General features: G+C 63.0%; 26 protein-coding genes, 1 tRNA gene and 2 rRNA genes (1 of these 29 running past the window's edge). 14 read left to right on the plus strand and 15 right to left on the minus strand.

What is annotated here, in order from left to right; translation table 11 throughout:
- From AC1DZ8_RS09195 to AC1DZ8_RS09210, 4 genes are all read left to right on the plus strand, one after another.
- Window positions 1-963, plus strand: a 23S ribosomal RNA gene (locus AC1DZ8_RS09195) (it extends 1,839 nt beyond the left edge of the window).
- 147 nt (window positions 964-1,110) lie between these two features.
- Window positions 1,111-1,225 (plus strand): 5S ribosomal RNA (gene rrf, locus AC1DZ8_RS09200).
- 192 nt (window positions 1,226-1,417) lie between these two features.
- Window positions 1,418-1,494 (plus strand) — tRNA-Met (locus AC1DZ8_RS09205).
- Window positions 1,495-1,733: 239 nt separating this feature from the next.
- Window positions 1,734-2,219, plus strand: a complete 486-nt coding sequence (locus tag AC1DZ8_RS09210; RefSeq protein WP_477400737.1) for a RidA family protein — start codon at window positions 1,734-1,736, stop codon at window positions 2,217-2,219.
- A 174-nt stretch (window positions 2,220-2,393) separates the two neighbouring features.
- On the opposite strand, the gene AC1DZ8_RS09215 is transcribed toward AC1DZ8_RS09210, so the two are convergent.
- On the minus strand, window positions 2,394-3,311 hold the full coding sequence (locus AC1DZ8_RS09215; RefSeq protein ID WP_477310007.1) for an AraC family transcriptional regulator: 918 nt from the start codon (window positions 3,309-3,311) through the stop codon (window positions 2,394-2,396).
- 162 nt (window positions 3,312-3,473) lie between these two features.
- Between AC1DZ8_RS09215 and AC1DZ8_RS09220 the strand changes: the two genes are divergently transcribed.
- Window positions 3,474-3,896, plus strand: coding sequence for a nuclear transport factor 2 family protein (locus tag AC1DZ8_RS09220; protein ID WP_477310009.1), 423 nt, complete (start codon window positions 3,474-3,476; stop codon window positions 3,894-3,896).
- Window positions 3,897-3,980: 84 nt separating this feature from the next.
- On the opposite strand, the gene AC1DZ8_RS09225 is transcribed toward AC1DZ8_RS09220, so the two are convergent.
- From AC1DZ8_RS09225 to AC1DZ8_RS09270, 10 genes are all read right to left on the minus strand, one after another.
- Window positions 3,981-4,769 carry a SapC family protein gene (locus AC1DZ8_RS09225; protein ID WP_477310010.1) on the minus strand — a complete coding sequence of 263 codons (789 nt, stop codon included), beginning with the start codon at window positions 4,767-4,769 and terminating at the stop codon, window positions 3,981-3,983.
- A gap of 178 nt (window positions 4,770-4,947) precedes the next feature.
- A complete protein-coding gene (locus AC1DZ8_RS09230) occupies window positions 4,948-6,456 on the minus strand; it encodes an aldehyde dehydrogenase family protein (RefSeq protein WP_477310012.1) in 1,509 nt (502 codons plus the stop codon).
- 21 nt (window positions 6,457-6,477) lie between these two features.
- On the minus strand, window positions 6,478-6,822 hold the full coding sequence (locus tag AC1DZ8_RS09235; RefSeq protein ID WP_477310014.1) for a cupin domain-containing protein: 345 nt from the start codon (window positions 6,820-6,822) through the stop codon (window positions 6,478-6,480).
- A gap of 17 nt (window positions 6,823-6,839) precedes the next feature.
- Entirely contained in the window at window positions 6,840-7,181 is a 342-nt protein-coding gene (locus AC1DZ8_RS09240) for a cupin domain-containing protein (protein WP_477310016.1), read from the minus strand.
- Between the two features lie 27 nt (window positions 7,182-7,208).
- Window positions 7,209-7,559: a cupin domain-containing protein gene (locus AC1DZ8_RS09245; protein WP_477310018.1), complete on the minus strand. Its 351-nt coding sequence runs from the start codon at window positions 7,557-7,559 to the stop codon at window positions 7,209-7,211.
- Complete coding sequence (locus tag AC1DZ8_RS09250; RefSeq protein ID WP_477310020.1) at window positions 7,556-8,830, minus strand: glycosyltransferase; 1,275 nt, start codon at window positions 8,828-8,830, stop codon at window positions 7,556-7,558. Before AC1DZ8_RS09250 ends, AC1DZ8_RS09245 begins: the two co-directional genes overlap by 4 nt.
- A gap of 10 nt (window positions 8,831-8,840) precedes the next feature.
- Window positions 8,841-9,914: an ABC transporter ATP-binding protein gene (locus AC1DZ8_RS09255; RefSeq protein ID WP_477310022.1), complete on the minus strand. Its 1,074-nt coding sequence runs from the start codon at window positions 9,912-9,914 to the stop codon at window positions 8,841-8,843.
- Complete coding sequence (locus AC1DZ8_RS09260; protein WP_477310024.1) at window positions 9,911-10,705, minus strand: ABC transporter permease; 795 nt, start codon at window positions 10,703-10,705, stop codon at window positions 9,911-9,913. The genes AC1DZ8_RS09255 and AC1DZ8_RS09260 overlap by 4 nt, the downstream gene beginning before the upstream one ends.
- Window positions 10,698-11,540 carry an ABC transporter permease gene (locus AC1DZ8_RS09265; protein ID WP_477310045.1) on the minus strand — a complete coding sequence of 281 codons (843 nt, stop codon included), beginning with the start codon at window positions 11,538-11,540 and terminating at the stop codon, window positions 10,698-10,700. The genes AC1DZ8_RS09260 and AC1DZ8_RS09265 overlap by 8 nt, the downstream gene beginning before the upstream one ends.
- 91 nt (window positions 11,541-11,631) lie before the next feature.
- Window positions 11,632-12,696 carry a polyamine ABC transporter substrate-binding protein gene (locus AC1DZ8_RS09270; RefSeq protein ID WP_477310026.1) on the minus strand — a complete coding sequence of 355 codons (1,065 nt, stop codon included), beginning with the start codon at window positions 12,694-12,696 and terminating at the stop codon, window positions 11,632-11,634.
- A gap of 235 nt (window positions 12,697-12,931) precedes the next feature.
- Between AC1DZ8_RS09270 and AC1DZ8_RS09275 the strand changes: the two genes are divergently transcribed.
- Genes AC1DZ8_RS09275 through AC1DZ8_RS09290 form a run of 4 tightly spaced genes read left to right on the plus strand, consistent with a single transcriptional unit; the run spans window position 12,932 to window position 17,857 of the window.
- Window positions 12,932-13,870, plus strand: a complete 939-nt coding sequence (locus AC1DZ8_RS09275) for a GntR family transcriptional regulator (protein ID WP_477289237.1) — start codon at window positions 12,932-12,934, stop codon at window positions 13,868-13,870.
- 10 nt (window positions 13,871-13,880) lie between these two features.
- Window positions 13,881-15,164: a glycosyltransferase gene (locus AC1DZ8_RS09280; protein WP_477310029.1), complete on the plus strand. Its 1,284-nt coding sequence runs from the start codon at window positions 13,881-13,883 to the stop codon at window positions 15,162-15,164.
- A 6-nt stretch (window positions 15,165-15,170) separates the two neighbouring features.
- Window positions 15,171-16,553, plus strand: coding sequence for a glutamine synthetase family protein (locus AC1DZ8_RS09285; RefSeq protein ID WP_477310031.1), 1,383 nt, complete (start codon window positions 15,171-15,173; stop codon window positions 16,551-16,553).
- Between the two features lie 2 nt (window positions 16,554-16,555).
- Window positions 16,556-17,857, plus strand: coding sequence for an NAD(P)/FAD-dependent oxidoreductase (locus tag AC1DZ8_RS09290; RefSeq protein WP_477310033.1), 1,302 nt, complete (start codon window positions 16,556-16,558; stop codon window positions 17,855-17,857).
- 37 nt (window positions 17,858-17,894) lie between these two features.
- On the opposite strand, the gene AC1DZ8_RS09295 is transcribed toward AC1DZ8_RS09290, so the two are convergent.
- Window positions 17,895-18,596 (minus strand): GntR family transcriptional regulator, encoded by a 702-nt coding sequence (locus AC1DZ8_RS09295; protein ID WP_477400742.1) that lies wholly within the window; start codon window positions 18,594-18,596, stop codon window positions 17,895-17,897.
- A 250-nt stretch (window positions 18,597-18,846) separates the two neighbouring features.
- On the opposite strand from AC1DZ8_RS09295, the gene AC1DZ8_RS09300 reads away from it, so the two are divergent.
- The 5 genes from AC1DZ8_RS09300 (at window position 18,847) to ggt (ending at window position 24,485) form a co-directional block, all read left to right on the plus strand.
- Window positions 18,847-19,884, plus strand: coding sequence for an ABC transporter substrate-binding protein (locus tag AC1DZ8_RS09300; RefSeq protein ID WP_477310037.1), 1,038 nt, complete (start codon window positions 18,847-18,849; stop codon window positions 19,882-19,884).
- A gap of 97 nt (window positions 19,885-19,981) precedes the next feature.
- Complete coding sequence (locus AC1DZ8_RS09305; protein ID WP_477310039.1) at window positions 19,982-21,067, plus strand: ABC transporter ATP-binding protein; 1,086 nt, start codon at window positions 19,982-19,984, stop codon at window positions 21,065-21,067.
- Window positions 21,064-21,975 (plus strand): ABC transporter permease, encoded by a 912-nt coding sequence (locus AC1DZ8_RS09310; protein WP_477310041.1) that lies wholly within the window; start codon window positions 21,064-21,066, stop codon window positions 21,973-21,975. The genes AC1DZ8_RS09305 and AC1DZ8_RS09310 overlap by 4 nt, the downstream gene beginning before the upstream one ends.
- Window positions 21,972-22,772: an ABC transporter permease gene (locus AC1DZ8_RS09315; protein WP_477310043.1), complete on the plus strand. Its 801-nt coding sequence runs from the start codon at window positions 21,972-21,974 to the stop codon at window positions 22,770-22,772. Before AC1DZ8_RS09310 ends, AC1DZ8_RS09315 begins: the two co-directional genes overlap by 4 nt.
- Window positions 22,773-22,898: 126 nt before the next feature.
- Entirely contained in the window at window positions 22,899-24,485 is a 1,587-nt protein-coding gene (gene ggt, locus AC1DZ8_RS09320; RefSeq protein ID WP_477309368.1) for a gamma-glutamyltransferase, read from the plus strand.
- Window positions 24,486-24,495: 10 nt separating this feature from the next.
- On the opposite strand, the gene AC1DZ8_RS09325 is transcribed toward ggt, so the two are convergent.
- From AC1DZ8_RS09325 to AC1DZ8_RS09335, 3 genes are read right to left on the minus strand one after another with little or no spacing between them, the layout of a single operon-like run.
- Entirely contained in the window at window positions 24,496-24,660 is a 165-nt protein-coding gene (locus AC1DZ8_RS09325; RefSeq protein ID WP_477309365.1) for a hypothetical protein, read from the minus strand.
- Window positions 24,657-25,712: an ABC transporter ATP-binding protein gene (locus AC1DZ8_RS09330; RefSeq protein WP_477309364.1), complete on the minus strand. Its 1,056-nt coding sequence runs from the start codon at window positions 25,710-25,712 to the stop codon at window positions 24,657-24,659. The genes AC1DZ8_RS09325 and AC1DZ8_RS09330 overlap by 4 nt, the downstream gene beginning before the upstream one ends.
- An 11-nt stretch (window positions 25,713-25,723) precedes the next feature.
- Window positions 25,724-26,557: a carbohydrate ABC transporter permease gene (locus AC1DZ8_RS09335; RefSeq protein WP_477309363.1), complete on the minus strand. Its 834-nt coding sequence runs from the start codon at window positions 26,555-26,557 to the stop codon at window positions 25,724-25,726.
- Window positions 26,558-26,563: the final 6 nt, after the last annotated feature.

Consider the following 26,563-nt stretch of genomic DNA (forward strand, 5'->3'; position numbering starts at 1 on the left):
CCTAAGGTAGCGAAATTCCTTGTCGGGTAAGTTCCGACCTGCACGAATGGCGTAACGACTTCCCCGCTGTCTCCAGCATAGACTCAGTGAAATTGAATTCCCCGTGAAGATGCGGGGTTCCTGCGGTTAGACGGAAAGACCCCGTGCACCTTTACTATAGCTTTACATTGGCATTCGTAGTGGCATGTGTAGGATAGGTGGTAGGCTTTGAAACCTGGGCGCCAGCTCAGGTGGAGCCACCCTTGAAATACCACCCTTATTACTATGGATGTCTAACCGCGGCCCGTTATCCGGGTCCGGGACAATGTATGGTGGGTAGTTTGACTGGGGCGGTCGCCTCCTAAAGAGTAACGGAGGCGCGCGATGGTGGGCTCAGAACGGTCGGAAATCGTTCGCTGAGTGCAATGGCATAAGCCTGCCTGACTGCGAGACTGACAAGTCGAGCAGAGACGAAAGTCGGTCATAGTGATCCGGTGGTCCCGCGTGGAAGGGCCATCGCTCAACGGATAAAAGGTACGCCGGGGATAACAGGCTGATGACCCCCAAGAGTCCATATCGACGGGGTTGTTTGGCACCTCGATGTCGACTCATCGCATCCTGGGGCTGGAGCAGGTCCCAAGGGTATGGCTGTTCGCCATTTAAAGCGGTACGTGAGTTGGGTTCAGAACGTCGTGAGACAGTTCGGTCCCTATCTGCCGTGGGTGTAGGAATATTGAAAGGATCTGTCCCTAGTACGAGAGGACCGGGATGGACGGATCTCTGGTGGACCTGTTGTGGCGCCAGCCGCATAGCAGGGTAGCTATATCCGGACGGGATAACCGCTGAAGGCATCTAAGCGGGAAACCCACCTTAAAACGAGTATTCCCTGAGAACCGTGGAAGACGACCACGTTGATAGGCCGGGTGTGGAAGAGCGGCAACGCTTGAAGCTTACCGGTACTAATAGTTCGATCGGCTTGATCGTTCTCATTCCTTATGCCCATCTGACAAAGTCAGATGGATGGCACAACAAAGACCAGCGAACAGCTCTGACAGAGCCCCAGGCATTACGCCTGATGTAATGTCGTGGCCAATCGCTCAAAAGCTTCTCGAATAACGTGCGTTTTGCCGACCTGGTGGTTATGGCGGAGCGGCTGCACCCGATCCCATTCCGAACTCGGCCGTGAAACGCTCCAGCGCTGATGGTACTTCGTCTCAAGACGCGGGAGAGTAGGTCGCTGCCAGGTCTGCTAAACGCACGTTGCTTACATCCAGAAATTGGATGAAGCGAAATCACATCCAATCGGATGCTAAATCTTCTCCGCACGAAAAGGCCCGCCAAGGGACATCGGGCCGCGCAAGCGGCCCTTTCATTTGGTGAGCCATCTATCTATCTATAGGCCATCCTGTCTAAAGACACCGGCCTACACACAAGTTGACGCGGGGTGGAGCAGCCCGGTAGCTCGTCAGGCTCATAACCTGAAGGTCACAGGTTCAAATCCTGTCCCCGCAACCAAATACAGGCCCGCCTCGCGCGGGCCTTTTTGTATCTGGAGGTCGGCCGGGCTGGTTCAACCACCGCTGCCTGCTTGAGCCCATCGGCGGCTTTCCGTCTGGCCGAAGGTCCATACTGCACCATGCTCGACGCGTAGCGCATGGCAGCCTGACTTAACCCTGTTGCCTTCTCGACGAGACGGAGCGGAACAGTGCGCCGCGTGCTGAAATGTGGACGCTAGCGGTTGTTCAAGTGAGATTGTGACGGAGCGCCCGCTCCGACGACAATGTCGTAGATCCGCAAACAGACCCTCGTATTTTGATCCGCGCCAGTCAGCCATAAGCAGGAGACCACTTCAATGCCGCTCGAATCCCAAAGATCTGCCCGTTCCGGAAATCTATAGCCAGGTCGTCGTCGCGACAGGAAGCAAGCTGGTGTTCGTCTCGGGGCAGCAGCCGGAAGACATACACGGCAAGCTCGTTGGCCATGGCGATTTCGCAGCCCAGGCACGCCTGGCGTTCGGAAATCTGGGCCGTGCGCTTGCTGCCGCCGGTGCTCGGCCTGAGCACGTCTGCAAGATTACAATCTACATCGTCGACTACAAACGCGACGAACACGTGCCGATCATCGAACAGGCCCAGATCGAGCTGTTCGGGAATCACAAGCCAGCAAACGTCGTGGTCGGGATAGCTGTGATGTCTCCAGGCTACCTGATAGAGGTCGATGCTATCGCGGTCATCGGCTAAGCGCGACGTCCAGGCGACCGAGATTTGCACGATCAGTGATATCTGCCGATCTGGCCGTGGCGGCTTCATCCCTGCAGCACGATAGGAAAACCGCCTCGATCGCATAGCGACCAGGCAGCCAAGCCGGTAAGCCTCTACTTACTTTTGGTTGCCCGCGAGCTGATATCAGAGAGGTCAGGTCGTTGGGCCAAGCGGCTGCAAACTTCGGCGATAGCGACCCGGGGCCTGGCCGATCAGCCGGGTGAAAGCCTGCGAGAACGAAGGCGCCGATTCGTAGCCGACCGCTCGTCCGATCTCGTCAACAGTGCGGTTGGTTTCCCTGAGCGCCTTGGCCGCGAGATTCATCCGCCATCGCGTGACATAGGCCAGCGGTGGCTCACCGACCAGTCGCGTAAACCGCCGCGCGAACGTGGCCCGTGATTGCGAGGCACCGGCAGCCAACGATGCGACAGTCCAGAGGGCAGCCGGGCGCTCGTGGATGAGACGAAGCGCTTGTGCCACCCCCTTGTCGCGCAGGGCCCCGAACCAGCCCGCCGTGCCAAGCGGCTGGCTTTCGATCCAGGCCCGCAGCAGGAAGACCAGCACGCTGTCCAGAAGGCGCGGCGCGACGAGGTCATGGCCGGTGAGGTCGCCGCTTGCTTCGACCCGCAGCAGCTCCGTCGCCAGACGCAACGGTGCGTTGGCTTCTATCTGCGCACGGGTCAGATGGATCAGTGGCGGCAGCAGCGATATCATTGGATGCGGGCCGCTCCCGTCCAGCTGATATTTGGCGCACAGAAGCGTCGTGCCTGCGTTGTCGCCTGGTTGTTGGCTCGACCTCGCCGATAGCGCCGCGGCCATGGATGACAATGGCGCGTCTACCGGGTCGCTAAGCGTATGCCCCACTCCGCTGCCGACGAGGATTAAGTCGCCTTCCGACACACGAATGAGTTCGCCGGCCAGGCGCAGCCAGCATTCGCCACGCTGCACGAGGTGTATGGCGGCGTTCCTCATCGGCTCGACCGAGATACCCCAAGGCCGCCTCAACGCGGCGGTGCCGATCAAGACGCTGCCCAGACGTACCGAGGCCAGGACATCCGACAATACATCCACGGCCCAGCAACTCCTGCCTCGTCATATCAAGCAATCTGAGACGGTCGGATACGAATATGCAACTCCTACCCATCGATTATCTCACAACTGTCAGCGAGAATCTCGACCATGGCTGCTGCATCACCAGCGCCGCACCGAAGCTCGAGCAACAGGACAGACATGATGCGCGACCAGCAATCCGTACACACGGCAAAGACGGGCAATTCGACGGTCGAAGAAGGCAACAAGGCCGTCGTGCTCGACTTCATTGAGAAGTCGGTGAACCGGGGGGAGATAGATGCCGCCTCGGCGCATTTCGGCGAGAGCTACACGCAACACAATCCCAATATCGCCGATGGCGCCCAGGGCTTTCGCGATTATCTGCGGCAGCTCAGGCAGAATTTTCCGCTGGTGCAGGGCGAAGTCAAACGGATCTTCGCCGACGGCGATTTCGTCATCGTGCACATGCACGCGAGGCGCGAACCGCAAGAGGCAGGCCTCGCCATCGTCGACGTCTTCCGGCTGCAGGAAGGCAAGCTCGTCGAGCATTGGGAAGTCCGCCAGCCCGTCACAACAAGCGATCTGCATGACAACAGCATGATCTGAACGGTGGAGAGATCGGCACGCGACGGCGCGAGCTGTTGATGTAGACAACCCGCGCCTTGCCGAAGCTTTTCGCTGCTGGCCGCCTCAGCCGGCTCGCCGCAACGATGCCTGATAGACCAGCGATGTCCAGCTGTTGCTCGAGGCAAGGTGGCAATAGAGCAGCGCCAGCGCGCCGGATTTCCTCAGGTCGAGAAACGCCTCGTCGCTCAGCTTGTTGAAGGCCGGCTCGTCGATCACCTGGAAGTCGGTGAGGTTGAGGGTCTCACCGCCTTCCAGCGTCACCTTGCTCTGGCGCGGCGCGAACAGGCCGTGCGCGTCGATCTTGTCGATCATGGCACGCGTCGCATTGAAGTCGGTCTGGAACTGGCTGCAGAAGGCGAGCGCCTGTTTCGAGGCTTCGGCCGCCTCGTTGCCGTCGAAGAAGGGCACGATCTTGTCACCGCCCGCGCGCGATGATGCCTGCTCGACGACGCGTTCGCTGGCGCGGTCGATGCACAGCGTCAGGCGGCCGGTCGTCTTCGATTCATCGGCGAGAATGAAGGGGTAGCGGCGGACATAGGCGGGGATGTAATGCGGCTCCGCCCATTTGCCGTCGGCGCCGACGAACAGGTTCTGGTCCTGGCGCAGGCCGGTGATGATCACCGGCGCCTTGGCGTCGCCGATGAAGACGATGGGATAAGAGCGCATCGCCGCCGGCATTTCCGAGGCGACCACGGGGATGGCGTGCGCGGTGCGGGCAAAGGAGAAATCGGCCCGCGCAGCCAGGCCAAGCGAGCCGTGCCGCAGCGGATTCAGCGCCTCGGGCTTCGCGTAGAACAATGGCAGCGCGTTGACCGCCGGGGTCGGGGCCGTTTCCTGTTTCGCATCGGTCATTGTCGCTGTTCTCTCCTCTTGCGCCCACCCTGGGTTTAAGCCTGCAGCCGCCAGGGTGCAATGTGCAGCCGGCGCCTATGGACAGCTTGTCGCCGAGCGGCGCCATTGGTTGGCGACCAGGCATTCAAGGCGAGCGAGCGGCATGGCATCGGCTGACGCAAAGCCCTGGCAGATCACCTCATACGTGCTTGCGGCCGCCGGTTTCTCGGAACCAGCTGTCGGGGTAGGGATACCACCAGTCCTGGATCGCCGGTCTGTGGTCGATGATCACCATCTTCGAGCGGCGGAAGGCGTCGAGCCCCTGGCGGCCGAGCTCGCGGCCAAGGCCTGAGGCTTTCCAGCCGCCGAAGGGCAGGGCGTCATTGTCGATCAGCGGGTTGTTGACCCAGACCATGCCGGCCTCGAGCCGCTCTGCCGCCTCATGCGCCTCGGCGAGATCGGTGGTGAACACCGAGGCGCCGAGCCCGAACGGGCTGTCATTGGCGAGCCGGATCGCCTCGTCGAAATCCTTGACCCGGCAGATCGCGGCGACGGGCCCAAAGCACTCCTCGCGCACGATCGCCATGTCGGGGGTGACGCCGGTCAGGATCGTTGGTTCGTAGAACCAGCCGGTGTTGTGCGCCGACGGGATGCGCCCTCCCGTCACTGCCTTGGCGCCGCTTCGGATAGCATCGTCGACCAAGCGCATGACCTTCGCCCGCGCGGCTTCGCTGACCAGCGGGCCGATCTCGGTCTTGTCCATGCCGTTGCCGATGCGCAGCGCCCGCGTCTTCTCGGCGAACAGGTCGACAAAGCGGTCGTGCACCGAATCGACGACGAAGAAGCGCTCGGCCGAGGTGCAGACCTGGCCGGTCAGGTGGAAGGCGGCGGTGACAGAACCGGCCGCCGCGACCTCCAGCGGGGCGTGCTTGCTGATGATCAGCGGATCGCTGCCGCCTGCCTCGATGACGCACGGCTTCATGCGTTCGGCGCAGGCGACCGCCACCGCCTTGCCGGCGGTGACCGAGCCGGTGAAGGCAACCGCGTGGGTGCGGTCGGATGCGATCAGCGCCTGTGCGGTGGCGGCTGCGCCCGGCAGGCAGGAGACAAGTCCTTCAGGCAGGGAGCGGAATACGCTCATATAGTCGAGCGTCGACAGCGTCGTCGCCTCGGCCGGCTTGATGATGCAGGCATTGCCGGCGGCAAGCGATGCCGCCACCGTCCAGCACATCAGCAGGATCGGAAAGTTGTAAGGCATGATGTGGACGGAGACGCCATACGGCTCGTAGCGCGCATATTGGAACGAGCCGGCCTGTGTCGTACCGGCGATCTTGCCGGCGTCGTCGCGCGCCATTTCGGCATAGTAGCGGAAGATCGGCGCGCAATTGGCGATTTCGCCGATCGCTTCCGGATAGGGCTTGCCCATCTCGCGCACCATCAGCTCGGCGCAGCGGGTGAAGTCGGCCGCCTCGATGGCGTTGGCGACGGCATGCAGGTACTTGGCCCGGCTCTTGGCGTCGAGTTCTTTCCACGCGGCCTGCGCCGTGGTCGCCGCGGTGAGCACAGCGTCGATCTCGCCGTCGCTGGCGGCAGCGATAGCGCCGACGGTTTCCAGCGTCGCCGGATCGATCACCGGTTTTGCCGCACCGGTCATCGGCCGGTAGTCCGGATTGACGAAGAAGGTCGGCCGGTCGGGGGAGAAATGCATGGACGTCCTCTCGAGACCCGCTCAGCGGATCATGTAGACCTTCTTGATCGTCTCATGGACAGTACAGACGCCCTTCCAGTCCTGCGGGAAGAAGGCTGCCGTGTCCGGCTCGATCTCGATCACTTCGCCGGATTCATGGACGTAGGTGCAGCGGCCCTCAAGGAAGTGGCAGAACTCGTCGCGGGTGACGTGGCAGTGCCATTTGCCCGGGGTGCAGACCCACAGGCCGCATTCGGAGCGGCCTTCCGGCCCCTTGTAGAGCAGCTTGCCCGAGGTGCTGGACTCTCCTTCGATCATGGTCGGGATGACGCCCCAGTCGACGAGGTCGGTGATGGCAAGCGGGGATTGCATGATGGGCGTGGTCATAGCGGTTTCCTTGGAGCTCAGCGGCACATGAAGGCCTTGGTCAGCGTTTGCGTGATGATGGAGGTGCCGGTCCAGCCGGCGGGAAAGAACACCAGCGTGCCGGCCTCGACCGGAACCTGTTCGCCATTCTCGTGGACATAGGTCCCTTGGCCCGACAGAAAATGGCAGAACTCGTCGGCGGCAAAGGTGACTTTTCGCGAGCCCGGCGTGCACGACCACAGGCCGCATTCGCTCGAACCGTCCGGGTTCTGTGACAGGATCTTACCCGAGGCGCGCGGCGAGCCGGCAAGCGTGTTGCTGCCCGCGCCCCAATCCTCCAGTTCCACGGTCGAGGCCTGCGGCCAATGCGGTGTCGGCATGTTGTGAAGCTCCCCTACGCGGCGATGTCAGGCCAGCATGTAGACGTTGCGCATGGTCTCATGCACGGTGCATTCGCCCGTCCAGCCGGCAGGGAACATGACCACGGTCCCGGCCGCGACTTCTATCACTTCGCCGACATCCGAGCGGTAGGTCGCGCGGCCGGCAACGAAATGGCACAATTCATCGCGCGGGATCGAGAGGCGCCAGCGGCCGGGCGTGCAGACCCAGATGCCGGATTCCGGCTGGTTGTTCGGCCCCTTGTGGACAAGCCTGCCGGTCGAGTGCGAAGCGCCGTCCAACGCATCGGCTTGCGCGCCCCAGTCGACGAGATCGGTGCGGGTCGAGGCCTGGTAGAGGTGCGGGGCAGACGAGGTCACAGCAGCGCCTCCAGCAAGCCGGCAGCCTTCTCCGGGCCGTTCTGCGCCTGCATTTGCGCCGAGGTCTTCGCCAGCTTGGCCTTCATCTTCGGATCGGTCAGGCAGGTCTCGATCCTGCTGATCAGCTGGGCATCGCTCCAGTCGTAGCGCGGCATGCCGAAGCCGTGGCCGGTTTCCTGGACGCGGGTGGCGTTGTCGTGGCCGTCCCAGACATAGGGCATGATGATGGCCGGCTTGCCGAAATAGAGGCACTCGGTGAACGAGTTGTTGCCGCCATGGTGGATGACGGCATCGACCTGCGGAATGACTGAGGGCTGCGGGAACCAGCTTTCGACGATGACGTTGCCCGGCATATCCGTATACTGATCCTTGTAGCCGCCGACATTGACCAGCGCGCGGTAGCGGGTCTTGCCCAGCGTCGCGATGATGCGCTTCAGCAAATCGATATCACCGGCGCCGAGGCTGCCGAAAGAGACATAGAGCAGCGGCCCGTCATTGTTCTCGGCGAAGGTAGGCACGGTATAGGGCTTTTCCTGCCGCACGCAGCCTTCGAGATACTGGAACTTTGCCGGGTCGAGCGGATGGCGGCGCTTGAATTTTGCCGCTTCGGGATAGAGCAGCAGATTGAGATAGGGCGAGGCCTCGAAGAACTGGCCGACCGGATAGGGTGCCTCGTCGTTGGCGGTGAGGAAGGCGTTGAAGTCGTCATGGATCGGCTTGATCACGGCGTTGAAATGGTCGCGGTAGCGCTGGTGGCCGACATGGTCGTTCTCGCCGCAGCCCGACAGATGCGGCGGGATATCCTCATCCTCGATCTCGTTTTCCGAGCAGGAGATGACGCGCACCCACGGCTTGCCGAACTGCTTGATGGCTGGGAACAGGATAACGTTGTCGACGCAGATGACATCAGGCTTGATGGCGGCCAGCACGCGCGGCAAATCCTTTTGCGCCCATTTGGCGCTGTCGACGATCGCCGTCCAGCAATCCTTCACATAGTTGTCGACCTGGTCGTAGGGCGATTTGCGAAAATTCGGGATGTGGCCATTGATGAAATCCTCCCAGAATTTAGCCATCTGTTCGGGCGGCATCGGCTCCGACAGGTTCACCGGGTGCGCCTCGAAGCCGTAACCCTTGTAGACATCGACGAAGCCGGGGTCGGACAGGAACACAGCCTTGTGGCCGCGCGCCTCGACGGCCTGCGCGATGCCGACGGAATTGAGCGCCGGGCCGTAAGCGGCCTCGGGGAAAAACGCGATCGTCTTCTGCGCCATCAAGCTTCTCCTATTCTGCGAAAATTCTGACATCGGCGGCATCCCAGCCGAGTTCGATCTGGTCGCCCGACGAGACCGGCCGACGGTCGGCGGCATCGGCGGTGACGCGCACCAGGAACGGTTTGGGCGACAGCGGCGTGCGCACATGCAGTTGCAAGTCGAGGCCGTGATAGGCGAGCGCCTCGACCGTGCCGTTGGTGCGGTTGGCGGTCTGTGCCTCTGGGAACAGCCGGATGCGTTCGGGCCGCACTGAGGCGACGGCGGGCGCGCCGGATGCAAGCGCGGCGGGAACCTTCCCGGCGATACGCGCGCCGTTCGTGGCGATCACGCCATCGGCTGACGCCTTGCCCGGGACGAAATTCATGACGCCGATGAAGTCGGCGACGAAACGGTCGGCGGGATGCTCGTAGATCGCATGCGGCGTGTCGCATTGCAGCAGTCTGCCGTCCTTCAGCACCGCCATGCGGTCGGCCATGACCAGCGATTCTTCCTGGTCGTGGGTGACGATGACGAAGGTGATGCCGACCTCGTGCTGCAGGCGCTTCAGTTCCAGCTGCATGGCGCCGCGCAGTTTCTTGTCGAGCGCGCCGAGCGGTTCGTCGAGCAGCAGCAGCCGCGGCCGCTTGACCAGTGCACGGGCGAGCGCAACGCGCTGCTTCTGGCCGCCCGACAATTGCTCCGGCTTGCGGTCGGCGAAGGGGACGAGTTCGGTCGTCGCCAGGATGGCATCGACGCGGGAGCGGATTTCAGCCTTCGGCAAACGCTCCATCTCGAGGCCATAGGAGACGTTGGCGCGGACGCTCATATGCGGGAACAGCGCGTAGGACTGGAACATCAGATTGACCGGCCGCTTGTTGGGCGGGGTGCGGGCGATGTCCTTGCCGTCGAGCAGGATGCGGCCGTCGCTGGGCGTCTCGAAGCCGGCCAGCATGCGCAGCAAAGTCGTCTTGCCGCAGCCGGAGGGCCCGAGCAGCGCGAAGAACTCGTTCTCCCTGATGTCGAGCGAAATACCGTCGACGGCGGTGACGCGGCCGAAATTCTTCGACACGTGATCGATGGCCAGCAGCGTGCGCGGTTCGCTCATTGGCCGATGATCCCGCGGTTGAGCCGCTGCGACAGGGTGAGCGCGGTGATCGAAACAGCCATGACGATGGTCGCCAGCGCGTTGATCTCCGGCGTGATGCCGAAGCGGATCATGGCGTAGATCTGCATCGGCAGCGTGGTCGAGGCGCGGCCGGCGCCGGCGGTGAAGAAGGCGATGATGAACTCGTCGACCGACAGGGTGAAGGCGAGCAGCGCACCGGCGATAACCGCCGGCAGGATGACCGGCAAGGTCACGCGCCGGAAGGTGGTGATGGCGGAGGCGCCGAGATCCGCCGAGGCCTCGACAATCGACCAATCGAAGCTCTTCAGCCGGGCACGCACGACCGAGCAGACGAAGGCGAGGTTGAAGACGACATGGGCGAGGATGATGGTGTGCAGGCCCATGGTCAGGTTCAGCATGGAAAAGAACGACAGCAGCGCGATCGCCAGCACGATGTCGGGGATGATCATCGGCGCGAAGATCAGGGCTTCGAGCCCCTTGCCGTAGTGCCGGCGCATCTCGACGCCGATGGCCAGCAGCGTGCCGAGCAGCGTGGCGATGGCTGTGGACACCAAAGCCACGATCAGCGTGTTCAGCGCTGCCGACAGGATGGCGTTGTTGGAAGCAAGAGAAGCATACCATTTCAGCGAAAAGCCCGACCACGCCGTCGGCAATCCGCCTTCGTTGAAGGACAGCGCCACCAGCACGGCGATGGGGATGTAGAGGAAGGCGAAGACGAGGCTGAGCACGAGCCGGAGCGTGCGCCGCGTCGCGGGGGAGCGCTCAGCCATCGGCGCCTCCGCTCGCCTCTGCTGCCCGTCCCGCGGCGCGGTCAGCGGCCAGCGCCTGCGCCATCAGCACCAGAAGCATGATGGCGATCAACGCCATGGCGAGTGCGGCACCGAAGGGCCAGTCATTGGCGGTCAGGAACTGGTCGTAGACGAGGTTGCCGATCATCTGGAAACGGCCGCCGCCGAGCAGCGCCGGGGTGACGAAATTGCCGATCGACAGCACGAAGACGAAGACGGCACCGGCGGCGATGCCGGGCACGGTGAGCGGCAGGATGACACGGCGGAACGTCGTGGCGGCGGAAGCGCCGAGATCGCGCGAGGCCTCGGCCAGTTCCGGGTTGAGCCGCGACAGCGGCGCGTAGCAGGCGAGGATGACGAAGGGCAGGTAATTGTAGACGAGGCCGGCAATGACGGCGCCTTCAGTGTAGAGCATCGAGGGCGGCTCGCCGGTGTAGCCGAACCAGCGCAAGAGCTGCGTGATCAGGCCCTCGCGATTAAGCAGCACGATCCAGGCATAGGTGCGGATCAGGTAATTGGACCAGAACGGCAGCACGGCAAAGAACAGGAACACCGGCTGCCACCGGCGCGGGGCAGCTGCGATGGCATAGGCGGCGGCATAGCCGATCACCACAGCGATCAGCGTGGCGGTGCCGGCAATGCGCGCGGACTTCAGGAATATCCCGGCATAGAGCGGGTCGAAGACCAGGCCGAAATTCTCCAGCGTAAAAGTGTAGTCGATGCCGCCATAGATGCCGCGCCGGAAGAAGGCGAGCGCCAGCACCAATGCGCATGGAACCACCATCAACGCGGTCAGCCAGACCAGCGCGGGAGCCATCAACAGGGAGGAGCGAAGTCGGGTCTGGGACAATGTTTGGATACCGCTCAGGGCCGGCAGCAGGCGCTGCCGGCCGTGATGTCTTCGCCGCTTACTGCGCGGCCTTGATCTCGCTGACGATCTTGGAATAGTCGCGCTGGGCCTCGCCGACGTCACGCAGTTGTTCGAACTTGACGAGGTCGGCCACCGGCATCGCCATGTTGGGGAACTTTGCCAGGAAGTCGGCCGGCAGGCTTTCCATCGCCGGCTTGTTCGGCACCTTGTAGTCGATGTTCTGCGCCGCCCAGGCGTGGTTCTTGGCGTCGAGCATGAAGTTGATGAACTTGAAGGCGTCGTCCTTGTGCTCGGACGCCTTCATCACCACCATCGTGTCGACCCACAGGTCCGAACCTTCCTTCGGGATGACGTATTTGATCTCGGGCTTGTCAGCGATGCCGTAATTGCACCAGCCGTCCCAGGCCTGCACCATCAACGCCTCGCCGGAGACCAGCTTGGAGTAGAAGGTCGTGTCGTCATAGGCGAGCAAGGTCTTCTTGGCCGAGATCAAGAGGTCCTTGACCTCAGCCATCTTGGCCGGGTCGGTCTCGTTGACGGAATAGCCCTTGTCGAGCTGCCCGGCGGCCAGCAGCCAGCGATCGGTCGCCAGCATGGTCGTCTTGCCCTTCAACTCGTCGGAGGGCGCCAGCAGGTCGCTCCAGCTGGTGGGCGCCGTCTTGACCAGATCCGAACGGTAGCACAGGCCTGTCGTGCCCCAGGTGTAGGGCACCGAGAAATTGTTGCCGACATCGTGCGGCAGTTTTGTTGCTTCGGGATAGAGGTTGGCGAGGTTGGGGATCTTGGCGTGGTCGACCGGCTCGGTCAGGCCGAGCTTGTTGAGCACCTCGGCGAAGGGCGAGGAGACGAAGACCACGTCATAGCCCTTGCCGCCGGCAGCAATCAGCTTGCCCATGATCTCTTCATTGGTGGCGTGCACCACCACTTCGCCAGAGACGCCGGTCGCGGTCTTGAAGGCGGCCATGGCATCGGGCGCCATGTATCCGTCCCAGTTGGAAATGACGAGATCGGCGGCCGTCGCCGGCGCCGACAGCGCCATGGCAAGGCCAAGAGCGATTGAGGATATTTTGAGCGCACGGCGCCGCAGGCTGGTAGCGGTCATGGCAGACTCCCATTCGGTTTGATCGTCGAATTCATTTGCGGACCAAGGCCGGCGACCCGCGCCGCTGCCTCGATCCTGTTCCCTCGGTCTTTCTTGCCGATTATGCTGACAGTACTATTGCAGAAAAAAGTACGTCAATCCATAATTTGTCACCAGACCGAAGAATCTGACCGATTGTGCTCGTACTGGCGATCGGCCAAACCAATGCGGTCACATTCGTATTCTGAGAATTGTCATGCAAGCAGCAGCCCGACGACCTCGCACCAACCATCTCGATCTGGCGCAGCGCATCCTCGATGTCGCGCGCCAGCGCGGCTTCGAGCCCGGCGCCCGCCTGCCCGAGCAGCAGATCGCCTCGCTGTGCAATGTCTCGCGCACACCGGTTCGTGCCGCACTCAGCCTGCTCGCAGAGCGAGGTGTCGTGCGCTGGGAGGCCGATTCCGGTTATCATCTGGCGGTCGACCTCGCCGCGCAGCCGGCCATTGCCGCCGAGCTTCCCAGTGCTGAGGAAGACGAGCTTGCCGAAGCGATCCTGCGCGATCGCTCGGCGCGAAGGCTTGACCAGACGGTGACCGTCGCAGGGCTGATGCGGCGGTACGATGCCGACCGCAAGACGGTACTAAAAGCGCTGAATAAACTGACGGAAGAGAATCTGCTCGACCGCGCGCCCGGCCAGTCCTGGCTGTTTCGCCGCGCTCCGGACGATCCGGAGGCGCAAGGCGAAAGCTACGAGTTCCGGCTGCTGATGGAGCCGGCGGCGATCCTGACGCCCGGCTTCCGGCTGGACGGTGCGCGGGCGGCGGCGTTGCGCCAGGGCATGGAAGCGCTTTCGGCATTGCCGGACGCGACCTTGGACACGCGCGAGTTCCAGCGCTTGGACATGGATTTCCACGGCATGATCGCGGAGGGCTGCGCCAACCGCTTTGTGTCGGATGCGCTGGCCGATCATCTGCGCCTGCGCCGGCTGCCGGGCATCTATGCCGGCGTCAACGTGTTTCGGCTGCGGCAATCGCTCCGCGAACACTTAGGCATACTCGACTATCTTGAAAGCCGGCAGTATGAGGTGGCTGCCGATCTGCTTCGCATCCACCTGCGGCTCTCCCGCAACCAGCGACCGCAGGCGGCCAGCCGCGGCGCGCCCGCACTGTTCGGCATGATCAGCCGGCCGGACTGAAGAGGAATAATTGACGCGTAAAGCCAGCCCGACCATCGCGCTGTTTCCCGAAGCCAGTTTCGGCGCCGCGTTGAATTGCGTCGGTATCGCGCAGGCATTGCGCGCCAGGGGCGCCCGGCCCGTCTTCATTTGCCATGCCGGTTTCTCCGGCGTCTTTGCCGACTACGGTTTCCAGGAATACCAGCTGCCGACTGACGAGCCGCTGAGCGACAGCGAGCGCCAGAGCTACTGGCAGGCCTTCGTGCGGCGGCACCTGCCGCATTTCCGGCTGAGCCCGATCGACCAGCTCGAAACCTATGTCGCGCCGACCTGGCAGGCGATCGTCGATACCGCTGTCAATGCCGAGGCGCCGCTGCGCCAATTGCTGGCGCGGCTGAAGCCGGATGCGGTGGTGCTCGACAATGTCATCATGTTTCCGGCGATCGCAGCCGCCGGTTGCCCGTGGGTGCGCGTCGTCTCCTGCGCCGAGACGGAGCTGCCGGATGCCGAGGTCCCACCTTATCTGTCCGGGATGGCTGCCAACGACCCGCAACGCGCGGCGTTCGAGGCGCGCTATCTCGCGGCATCAGCGCCGGCGCATGACCGCTTCAACCGGTTTCGCGCGGATGCCGGTCTGACGCCGTTGCCCAAGGGGCTGTTCCTCGAAACATCGCCCGACCTCAACCTGCTGCTGACGCCAACGATCGTGCGGCGTGAGCGCGCCGAGCCGCTCGATCCGGAGCGCTTTGTCTATCTCGAAGGCTGCGTACGGTCGGAAGGGCCGTTCGAGGTGCCGGTGTTTCCGCGCAATGGCGGGCCGCTGGTCTATGTCAGCTTCGGCAGCTTGGGCGCCATGGATGTCGGGCTGATCGAGCGGATGCTCACCGTCTTCGACAGGCTGCCGGCGCGCTTCATCGTCAACGTCGGCGGCCTGCGCGATGCCTATCGCGCGGTGCCGGACAATGTCTATCTCGACGCCTGGTTTCCGCAGCCTTCGGTGGTGGCGAAATCGGACCTGTTTATTCACCACGGAGGCAACAACAGCTTTTGCGAGGCACTGCGCTTTGGCGTGCCGTCGCTGATCGTGCCCTATTGCTGGGACGGACATGACAATGCGCAACGCGCGGGAGAGACGGGCGTCGGCGACCATATCGGTCGCGATGCCTGGACCGAAGGGGGATTGGAGAGAGCCATTCTCGGCCTGCTGGCCGACGATGTGATGCGCGCCCGCCTCAGGGAGAATGCAGCCCGGATGGCGCTGACCCCTGGAACGGATGTGGCCGCGCAAGCCATACTCTCTCTCATAGGTACGTGAACCAAAATGCAGGACAAAAATACCAACACCGCTCTCTTCACCGGCAACGATCCCAAGAGCTGGCTCACCCAGCACGGCATCACCGAAGTCGAATGCCTGGTGCCCGACATTAACGGCGTGCTGCGCGGCAAGGCGCTGCCGGCGGCAAAATTCCTCAAGGCGCTGGAAGACCGCGCGCTGTTCCTGCCGAGCAGCGCTTTCCTGGTCAGCATTGACGGCCGCTATTCCGGCTCGATCGACGAAGGCTTTGCCTATCAGGACCCGGATATGCGCATGGTGCCCGATGTCTCGACGCTGTGTCTGGCCCCGGGCGGCGGCGTGGGCAAAGCGTACGTCTTCGCCGATGCTTTTCACATGGACGGCCGGCCCTGGATGGCCTCGCCGCGCCATGTCTTGAGGGCCGTGCTCGACCTCTACCGCCAGCGCGGCTGGCGCGCGGTGGTCGCGCCCGAGGTCGAATTCTATCTGACCGCGCCCAATCCCAATCCCGACCAGCCGCTGACCGCGCCGGTCGGCGCCAATGGCCGCGCCGAAGGCTCGCAGCATCCCTACGACATGGTGGCGCTGGAAGAATTCGAGCCGGTGATAAGGCGTGTCTACGACTATGCCGCCGCCGCCGGCCTGCCGCTCGACACGCTGATCCATGAATCCGGCACGGCGCAGCTGGAGATCAATCTGCTGCATGGCGACGCGGTGCCGTTGGCCGACCAGGTGCTGCTGTTCAAGCGGCTGACGCGCCAGGCGGCGCAACAGAGCGGCATGCATGCCACCTTCATGGCCAAGCCGATTGCCGCACAGGCAGGTAGCTCGATGCACCTGCACATGTCCGTCGTCGATGAGAAGACGGGCGCTGCGTTGTTTGCCGATACCGACGATGCCGACACCGAGATGTTCGGCCATTTCATCGGCGGCCTGCAGAAATATGTGCCCGAGATCATGCCGCTGTTTGCGCCCAACGTGAATTCGTTCCGCCGCATCCGGCCGAACCACAGCGCGCCGGCCAACATCGAGTGGTCGCACGACAACCGCTCCTGCGGCCTGCGGGTGCCGGCCGGCGGGCGCGCGGCGCGACGGGTGGAAAACCGGCTGCCGGGTGCGGATTGCAATCCGTATCTGGCGATCGCCGGCTCACTGCTCGCCGGCTATCTCGGCATCGAGCAGAAGCTGGCGCGCTCGGCGGAAGCCACGGGCAATGCCTACAAGATCAAAAGCACGCTGCCGAAAACCATGGAGGAGGCGCTCGACCGCTTCACCGCATGTGAGCCGGTACGGGCGCTGCTTGGCGAGGATTTCTTCCAGACCTATCTGCGCGTCAAGAGCGTCGAGCTCGACCTGTTCCAGAGCGTGGTGACGAGCTGGGAACGCGATCACCTGCTGTTGAAGGTGTGATCATGGCCTCTAGTTCAACGGGTTTCAATTCCGGTCTCGATATCGGCAAATCCTATTATGTCGCCACCGCCAATCCGGCGCCGGACCATCCGGCGCTGGTGGGCGATGTCGACGCCGACCTGGTGGTGGTCGGCGGAGGCTGCACCGGCCTGTCGGCCGCCCTTCATGCCGCCGAGCGCGGCCTGAAGGTGGTGCTGCTCGAAGGCGGCAAGATCGGCTGGGGGGCATCGGGCCGCAATGGCGGCCAGATGATCCCCGGTCTGCGCAAGGGCGCCAAGGGGCTGGTCAAGCTCTACGGCTCCGAGCGGGCGAAGGTGCTGTTCGATCTCGCCTTCGAGGCGCGCGGCCTGGTGCTCGACATTATCGAGCGCCACGCCATCGATTGCGATCTGAGGCTGACCGGCCATCTGGTCGGTGCAGTCAACGGCTCTGATCTCAAAGATCTTGAAGACGAGGCCAAATGCCTCGAAAGCGTGATGAAATTCCGCGACGTCGAGATCCTGTCGGCGGCGGAGGCGCGGGCCAAGGTCGATACGCCTTACCACGGTGCGATGTATGAGCCGCTCGGCGGCCACATGCATCCGCTGAACTACACGCTCGGGCTTGCCCGGGCCGCTGTCGCGGCCGGTGTCGTCATCCATGAGAATTCGGTGGCGGTGAAGCTGGAGCGCGAGCCTTCGATCCGGGTCTCGACCGCGAAGGGGTCGGTGCGGGCCAAGCATGTCGTGCTTGCCGGCGATGCGTTGCTCCACGGGTTGGAGCCGCGCGTCAACAGCCGCATCATGCCGGTCGGCAACTACATCGTCGCCACCGAGCCGCTGGAGGGCAAATGCAACGTCATCCCGGCCAATGTCGCCGTGTCCGACACGCGCTTCGTCGTCAACTACTACCGCATGTCGGCGGACGGTCGCCTGCTGTTCGGTGGCGGCGAGCGCTACACGCCATCGCCGCCGGCCGACATTGCCGGCTTCGTGCGGCCGCATATGGAAGCCACTTTCCCGCAACTGAAGGGCTGTCGCATCGACCATGCCTGGGGCGGGCTGGTGTCGGTGACGACGTCGCGGCTGCCGCATGTCGGGCACTATGGCGAGGTCTATTTCGCGCATGGCTATTCCGGCAAGGGCGTCATCCTGTCGACCCTGTCGGGCAAGCTCCTGGCCGAAGCGATTACGGGCGACGCCTCTCGGCTCGATCTGTTCTCGACGCTGACGCCGCTGCCGTTCCCGGGCGGCACGGCATTGCGCGGCCCGCTCTATGTGCTGGGCATGTTGTGGTACGCCATGCGCGACCGCATCAAGCACTGAGGTTGCGGGAGAGACGACGGAGAGGTTTTGCGCCGCGCTACGATGCGCGGGCAAGAAAGGTCTGGTAGTCGGATTTTGCCTGCAGCAAACGAAGGATGTTGTTGCGCGATCCGCGGATGTGGGCGCGGGTAAGCTCGACGGCCCGCGCCGCATCGCCGGCGCAGATGGCCTCGACGATCTCGAAGTGCTCGTCGCGGGCTATTCCCCATTCGTCCAGCCTGAGCAGTTCCATCCAGACATAGTGCTGGCATTTGTCGAGAATGCCGTTCAGCAGGCCGCTCAGCATCACATTGCCGCTGATTTGAGCAATGGTGCGGTGGATGTCCATGCCGATCTGCAGTTCMTGGAACATGTCATCAGAACTGCGTGTCGGCAGCGCGGCCAGCCGCTCGCATTCCCGCACCATTTCGCGAAGACGCTCCTTGTCCGCGGCCGTGACCCTGGCGGTCGCCAGTTCAGTCGCATAGCCGTCCAGCAATTCCCTGATCTCGAACGCCTCGCGGAACATATGGATGTCGAATTCCTTGACGAGGTAGCCCTGGCGCGGGCGGCCGACAACCAGGCCGTCCTGCTCGAGCCGGTTGAGCGCCTCGCGCACCGGCGTGCGGCTGACCTTCAACCTGATCGCCAGATCGTTCTCGGTGACGCGCGCTCCGGGAGGCAGCTGCCCGGTGACGATCATCGCTTTCATCGATCCGTAGACGGATTCGCGAAGCGTGTTCTTTTTTCTCGTGGGCATTGCGATGTTCCGTCTCCCGTACCGATCGTCGAGGCCTGGTCCAAATTGCGTTGCGTTGACGAAGTCACGCCTGGACGGCGTGGCTGCGTACCGTGCGAAGACCAAGGTGCATCTTCCGCCATGGAGCGGCAAGCCTGTCGAGAAAAGCGCGATCTTTCAAGTTGACATCCGTTTTCCGGGCAAGTTACATTCGAAATTGTATACAAAATAGAATGCCAGATCAACAAATGGCTTCAGGGGAACACGAACGATGAGAAAATCAAGAGTTGTCAGCGCGTTAGCTGTGATTGGGATAACCGTACCTGTTGCACAGGCGCTTGCCGCAGATACGATTGCGGTGGCTTCCTGGGGTGGCACTTATCAGGAAGCGCAGGCCAAGGCGTTCTTCAAGCCAACCGCCGATGCGCTCGGCATTACGATCAAGGAAGACACCACCAACGGTCTCGACGACGTCCGGCTTCAGGTGACCGGCAATGCCGTCAAGTGGGACATCACCGAGCTTGGCGCGGATGAATGCGCGCGGGGCTCCAAGGAAGGCCTGTTCGAGAAGCTTGACTACAATGTCATCGACAAGAGCGGGATCAACCCGAAGCTTGTGCACGACGACTGGGTTGGCATCTCCTATACCTCGGTCGTGCTGATCTACAGGACCGACGTCTTCGGCGAAAAAGGACCAAAGACCTGGGCCGATTTCTGGAACGTCGAGAAGTTTCCCGGCCGGCGTGCACTGAGCGGAAGCCAGGCGACTGAAACGCTCAGCGTTGCTGCGCTTGCGGAAGGCATCCCCATCGACAAGGTCTATCCCGTAGACGTCGACGGCGCGCTCAAATCAGTCGACAAGATCCGCGGTCATATCGATGCCTGGTGGACCTCCGGCGCCCAGGCCATGCAACTGGTCAAGGACGGCGAAGTCGACATGGCAAGCATCTGGAACGGACGCGCCGGCACCTTGAAGAAAGAAGGGGCTCCGGTCAGCTTCTCGTTCGATCAGGGTGTGCTGACGGCAGACTGCATGGTCATTCCCAAGGGCTCGAAAAACAAGGACATCGCTATGAAGGCGCTTGCCATGTTCGTGAGCCCGCAACTCCAGGCCAATCTGCCATTGTATGTCGACAATGGGCCGGTGAACGAGAAGGCTTTCGAGACCGGCAAGATTCCGCAGGAGAGGATCAAGGACATCAATTCCGCTCCCGAGAACGTCAAGAAGCAAGTTCTGCAGGATGCGGAATTCTGGCGCGACAACCTCGTGGAGGCCACGGAAAAGTTCGACAATTTGATCCAGCAGTGAGCAGGCCAATCGATGATTGGGTGATCCAGCGGGCCGACGCAGGTTCGATCGGCCCGCTACCCGCTTCGCGCCGCAAGTATCCGAAGGAGCACTGAAATTGTCCATTGCGCGTTCGGCGCCGCCGATCAACATTCGAGGGATCGCCAAGCGTTTTGGCAGCGTGCCAGTCCTCAGCGACCTCAACCTCGATGTGGCTCCCGGCGAATTCCTGACGCTTCTGGGTCCGTCGGGATCGGGCAAGACCACACTGCTGATGATCCTGGCCGGGTTCGTCCGCGCCAATGCCGGAAGCATCGGCATTGGCGGCGAGGAAGTCATCGCCAAGCCGCCGCACAAGCGCAACATCGGCATGGTGTTCCAGAATTATGCGCTTTTCCCGCATATGAACGTCTTCCACAACATCGCCTTTCCGTTGAAGCAGCGCCGCACGCCCGCGGCGGAAACGGCCGAGCGCGTGGAGAAGGCGCTCGATCTGGTGCAGTTGCAGGGCCTGGCCGACCGTCGGGTCGACCAATTGTCGGGCGGACAGCGCCAACGCGTCGCGCTGGCGCGGGCGATCGTGTTCGAGCCGCGCATCGTGCTGATGGACGAGCCGCTTTCGGCGCTCGACAAGGGGTTGCGCGAACATATGCAGATCGAGTTGCGCAGCCTGCACCGCCGGCTCGGCATGACCACCGTCTATGTGACCCACGACCAGCGCGAAGCGATCACCATGTCGGACCGCATCGCGGTCATGAACAAGGGCCGCATCGAACAGCTCGACCGGCCTGAAACGCTCTACGCCAGGCCCCGCACCAGGTTCGTCGCCGGCTTCATCGGCGAATCGAACTTCATTCCCGTCGAAGGCCGCAACGACAGTGTCTGGTATGCGGCAAAGCGGGTTTACACTGCTTCGCCCTTGCCTTCGCCGGGGCGGCACTGGTTGGTGGTGAGGCCTGAAAGGGTGCGGCTCGCCGCCGATGCCGAACCAGTTGCCAACACCAACCTGCTCGACGCCACGGTGCGCGATGTCGTCTATCAAGGCGACAGCTTCATCTGCTACGCCACGCTGGCGGATGGCCAGCAGATCGCGCTGCGCGATTACTGCCGTGGCGACGTGCTGGCCCGTCTGCCAGGTGCTGGCCAACCGGTGCGGCTTCGCATCGAGGCGGAGGATGCGATCCTGCTGGTGGACGAGATATGAGCGCGGCGCCCGCAGACCTTCCAAACCGCGGCGGCCTGAACGCGGACGTGCTGAGCGCCGACGCCCGGCGTGAGTCTTGGGCTCTGCTCGGCCTGTGCTCTCCCGGCATCGTCCTGGTCGGCATCATCATCGTCGTGCCGATCGGCTGGCTGTTCTGGCTCTCGCTGTTCGACGAGGCCGGAATGCTGAGCGGCGCGAACTACGCCCGCTTCGTCGAGCAGGCTTCCTATGTCAGGACCTTCATCACGACATTCGAGGTGGCGTTCATCGTCACCGGCCTGTGCGTTCTCCTCGGTTATCCGCTGGCCTATATGCTGTCGCAGTTGCCTCGGCGCGCCGCCTCCATCTGCCTGATCTTCGTCATCCTGCCGTTCTGGACATCGGTGCTGGTGCGCACCTACGCATGGCTGGTGATCCTGCAGCGCAAGGGCCTGTTGAACACCTGGCTCATGGATCTTGGCGTGATCAGCCAGCCGCTGCCGCTCGCGCATAATTTTGCCGGCGTCGTCATCGGCATGACGCATATACTGCTGCCGTTCCTGGTGCTGCCGCTCTACGCTTCGATGAAGGCGATCGATGCCGACTATCTGCGCGCGGCGATGAACCTCGGTGCGCCGCCGCCGGCGACTTTCTGGCAGATATTCTTTCCACTTTCACTTCCGGGCCTCGCCGCCGGCGTGGTCATCGTCTTCATCCTGTGCCTCGGGTTCTTCGTCACCCCCGCCCTGATGGGCGGCGGCAAGGTCATCATGTGGGCGATGCGCATGGAGCAGACCACCAGCCTCTATTCCAACTGGGGCGCCGGCAGTGCGCTGGGTGTCGTTTTGCTCGCCGTCACCCTCGGCCTGCTCGGCCTGTTCCGGTGGCTGTTAGGCGCGCGGGCGACCAGCGTGTGGGGTGCGCGATGAACGACGATCTCGGCCTGCCGATTTCGCACTGGCGACGGCTTTGGCTCTATACAGCTGGCGCCCTTGTGCTGTTGTTCCTGATCGTGCCGTCACTGATCATTGTGCCGATGTCATTCTCCGGCTCGACACTGTTGCAATTCCCGCCGGAAAGCTGGTCGCTGCGATGGTACGAGGCCTATTTCCAGTCGGTCGAATGGCGCGACGCAACGATTGTCTCGCTGAAGGCAGCGGTGTTGACGACCATGGTCGCGACACCGATCGGTGTCGCCGCCGCCTATGCACTCAATTCGGGGGCGCCGCGTTTCGCCGGTTTCATCAATGGGCTGCTGACCGCCTCGCTGATCATTCCGGTTATCCTGATCGGCATCGGCACGTTCTTTCTTTATGCGCGCATCGGCCTCAACAACACGCTGACCGGTCTCGTGCTGGCGCATACGGTGCAAGCACTGCCGCTGGTCGTGCTGACGGTCCTTTCGGGCTTTCGGTCCTACGACATGAACCAGGAGCGCGTGGCACGCAGCCTGGGTGCCGGGCGCCTGGCGGCCTTCTGGCAGGTGACCGTGCCGCAGATCCGGTTTTCCATCGTGTCCGGCGCACTGTTTGCCTTCATCACCTCATTCGACGAGGTGGTGGTGTCGCTGTTCATATCAGGCGGCGAAACGACGACGTTGACACGTCGCATGTTCAGCGCGTTGCGCGATCAGATCGACCCGACGATCGCCGCGATTTCGACATGCCTGATCGTGCTGTCGGTGGTGCTGCTTTCGGCAGCACAGCTCTTTGGTCGCAAGCGTTAGAGCATGACCCAAAAAAGTGGAATCCGGTTTTCGGAAAGATCATGCTCAAACAGAAAAGCAGAGGCCCATCCCGATTCCATTGGAATGGCACAGGCTCGGAATTTTCCTCGGTAGATTGGACAGTGCATGCGTGATTTTCAATTCCCCGGCCGTTCGCCGGTTCGCGCTACGGAAGCGATGGCGGCGACATCGCATCCGCTGGCGACGCTGGCCGCTATCGACATGCTGCGCTCCGGCGGCAACGCCATGGACGCCGCGGTTTGTGCCGCGGCGGTGCAAGCGGTGGTCGAGCCGCAATCGACCGGGATCGGCGGCGACTGCTTTGTTCTCTACTCTCCCAAAGGCGAGGGCGAGGTGCTGGCCTTCAACGGCTCGGGGCGTTCACCCGCTGCCGCGACAGCGGACTGGTATCTGGGCAAGGGATATTCGGAATTGCCTGGAACTGGACCCCATGCAGTCACCGTGGCGGGCGCCATCGATGCCTGGTGCCGGCTGCTCGAGGACCACGGCCGGAAGGGCATCGACGCCGCACTGGCGCCCGCCATTCGCTATGCCGAACAGGGCTATGTCGTTCACGATCGCGTCGCCTTCGACTGGGCGGACGAGGTCGCCCTGCTCGCTGCCGATGAACATGCCGCGCGCATCTTTCTGCCGGAGGGAAAAGCGCCAAAGGCCGGCGATCTGCACCGTCAGCCGGAACTCGCGAAAACCCTGCGCACTATCGCGAGCCAGGGCCGCCGCGGCTTCTATGACGGGGAAGTAGCGGATGATCTGGTGGCGCGCCTTCGCGCGCTCGGCGGGCTGCATACAGTTGAAGATTTCGCCGCGACAAAGGGCGACTACGTCAAGGCCGTAAACACGTCCTATCGCGGCCACGACATCCACCAGATGCCACCGAACAATCAGGGTATGACGGCGCTCATCATGCTCAATGTGCTGTCTGGCTTCGGCCTCGGTTCGCTGGAGCCGAACAGCGCCGAGCGGCTACATCTCGAGATCGAAGCCGGCCGGCTTGCCTACCAGGACCGTGACCGATTCATCGGCGACCAGGATTTCGTTGATGTCCCCGTCGAGCAACTGTTGTCGGCAGCCTATGCGGAGCGGCTGCGCGCCACCATCGACCCGGCCCGCGCCATGACGCATCTGCCGCGGCTTGAGCTTGCGCGCAGCGACACCGTCTATATCTCGGTGGTCGATCGCGACCGCAATGCGGTCAGCTTCATCAACTCGACCTTCGGTTCATTCGGCAGCGGTGTCGTCGGTCCCAAGACAGGTGTCGTGTTGCAGAATCGTGGCAGCAGTTTCCGGCTGACTGAGGGCCATCCAAACCGTATCGCGCCGAAGAAACGCCCGATGCACACCATCATGCCGGGCATGGCGACGCGAGGGGGTAAGGTGGTTATGCCGTTCGGGGTGATGGGTGGCGGCTACCAGCCGTTCGGCCATGTCCATCTGCTCACCAACATGATCGATTTCGGCATGGATCCGCAGCAGGCGCTGGACGCGCCACGGGTGTTTTACAAGGACAATGCCGTGCTGGCGGAGCGCGGCATTCCCGCCGAGGCGATTGCTGGTTTGCGCAAGCGCGGCCATCAGGTGTCCATCGCGGAAGAGCCGCATGGCGGCGGCCAGTTGGTGCTGATCGACTGGGAAAAGGGCACGCTGATCGGCGCCTCCGATCCACGCAAGGACGGCTGCGCGCTCGGCTATTGATGGTGGCTATTCAGAACCAGATCAGCCAGACAAGCTGCAGGATGACCAGCGCGATGGCGTCCCAGAAGATGAGTTCGCCGGTCGAGAACCAGCGCCTCGATTTGTTGAAGCTGTAGAACAGCCGCCAGACCACAGCGGCGGCGGCCAGCGGCACCAGAGCGAGCAGCGTGCTCACGGCAGCCGCGCTCCCGACACCGCATCGAAGGTGTGCAGCGCTGCCGGCGGAAAGCGCAGATGCAACGGCTGGCCGGGATCGTAGGCGCGATCGTCATTCACGGTTCGGACGATCAGCGCGTTTGCCTCGCTCTTGGCGAAGATCAGCACGTCGGGTTCGACCGGCTCGACGACATCGACGGCAAAACGGATCGCGTCGCTTGCGGAGGCGTCGACGAGTTGGATCTGCTCGGGGCGGATGCCAAGCACGATGGGACCGTCAGGCTTTCCCGGCAGCGGGCAGGTAAAGCCGCTGGCGTGAAAGACGCCGCCGCGGACATCGCCGTCGAACGTGTTCATTGCCGGACGGCCGATGAATTCGGCGATGAAGCGGTTGGCCGGCCGGCGATAGATTTCGCGCGGGTCGTCGTACTGGATCAGCGCGCCCTCGCGCAGCACCGCGACCCTTGTCGCCAGCGTCATCGCCTCTTCCTGGTCGTGGGTGACGAAGACGAAGGTCTTTTTCAACTCTCGATGCAGTCGCTTCAACTCGGTGCGCATGTGGAGCCGCAGCAAGGCGTCGAGATTGGACAGCGGCTCGTCCATCAGGCACAGGCTCGGCTGCCAGACCAGCGCGCGAGCCACCGCGACGCGCTGCGCCTGGCCGCCCGACAATTGCGAGGGCCGGCGGTCGAGATAGCGGGTGATTTCGAGCAGTTCGGCCATGGCGCGCACGCAGCGGTCGAGCTCGGCGGCCGGCATCTTCCGGATGCGCAAGGGATAGGCGATGTTCTCGTAGACGCTCTTGTGGCTGTAGAGCGCATAGTTTTGGAACACCATGCCCATGCCGCGCAGGCGCGGCGGCAGGTCGGTGACATCGCGGCCCTCGACCATGATGCGGCCGGCGGTCGGACGCTCGAGGCCAGCAAGCAGCCGGCAGGCAGTCGTCTTGCCCGAGCCGGACGGGCCGAGCAGGACGAGGAATTCGCCGGGCTCGAAAGCAAGGTCCAGCGCCTGCAGCGCCACCGTCCCGTCCGGGAAGGCCTTGGTGACGCCGTCGAAAACAATTGCCATGCGAGATCCCTTCAACCCTTGACCGCGCCGAAGGTGAGGCCGCGCACGAGCTGTTTCTGGACAAGGAACGTGAAAAGCACGATCGGCAGCGTCGCCACGATGGCGACCGCCGCGACCTGTCCCCACAGCGTGCCATGCGGCGTCACCAGCCCGGGTATGCCGACGGTGAGCGGGCGCCCGTCGAAGGCGACGAGGATGAAGGCATAGAGGAATTCGTTCCACGACAGGATGAAGCAGAGCACGGCGGTCGCGCCGATGCCGGGTGCCGCCAGCGGCGCGACAACGAAGACGAAGGCGCCGAGCCGCGAGCGGCCGTCCATCATCGCGGCTTCGTCGATCTCCCTGGGGATTTCGGCGAAGAAGCCGCGCATCATCCAGACGACCAGCGACAGGTTGAAGGAAGTGTGGGCGATCACCACGGCATAGATGGTGTCGATCAGGCCGAGCGAGGTGAAGAACAGGAACAGCGGCACGGCGATCGAGATCGGCGGCGCCATGCGCGTGGTCAGGAAGAAGAAGAACAGGTCTTCCTTGCCCGGAAAATCCGAGCGGGCAAAGCCATAGGCGGCCGGCGCACCGATCAGAATGCACAGCACCGTCGACGACACCGAGATCAGCACCGAATTGATCGCCAGCGGCCAGTATTCCTTGTCGATGAAGACGGCTGGATAGTTGGTGAGTGTCGGCGTGAAGACCCATTTCGGTACCGACGACAACAGGTCGACGCGGTTCTTGAACGACGCCAGCACCATCCAGACGTAAGGCGTCAAGGCGACCACGACGGCGACCAGCAGCACGGCCCAGGCAAAGCTTTTCCAGGCGCGGTTCGAGGATTGGTCGATCATCGCCGC

The organism is Mesorhizobium sp. P2_F7 (assembly GCF_056403695.1).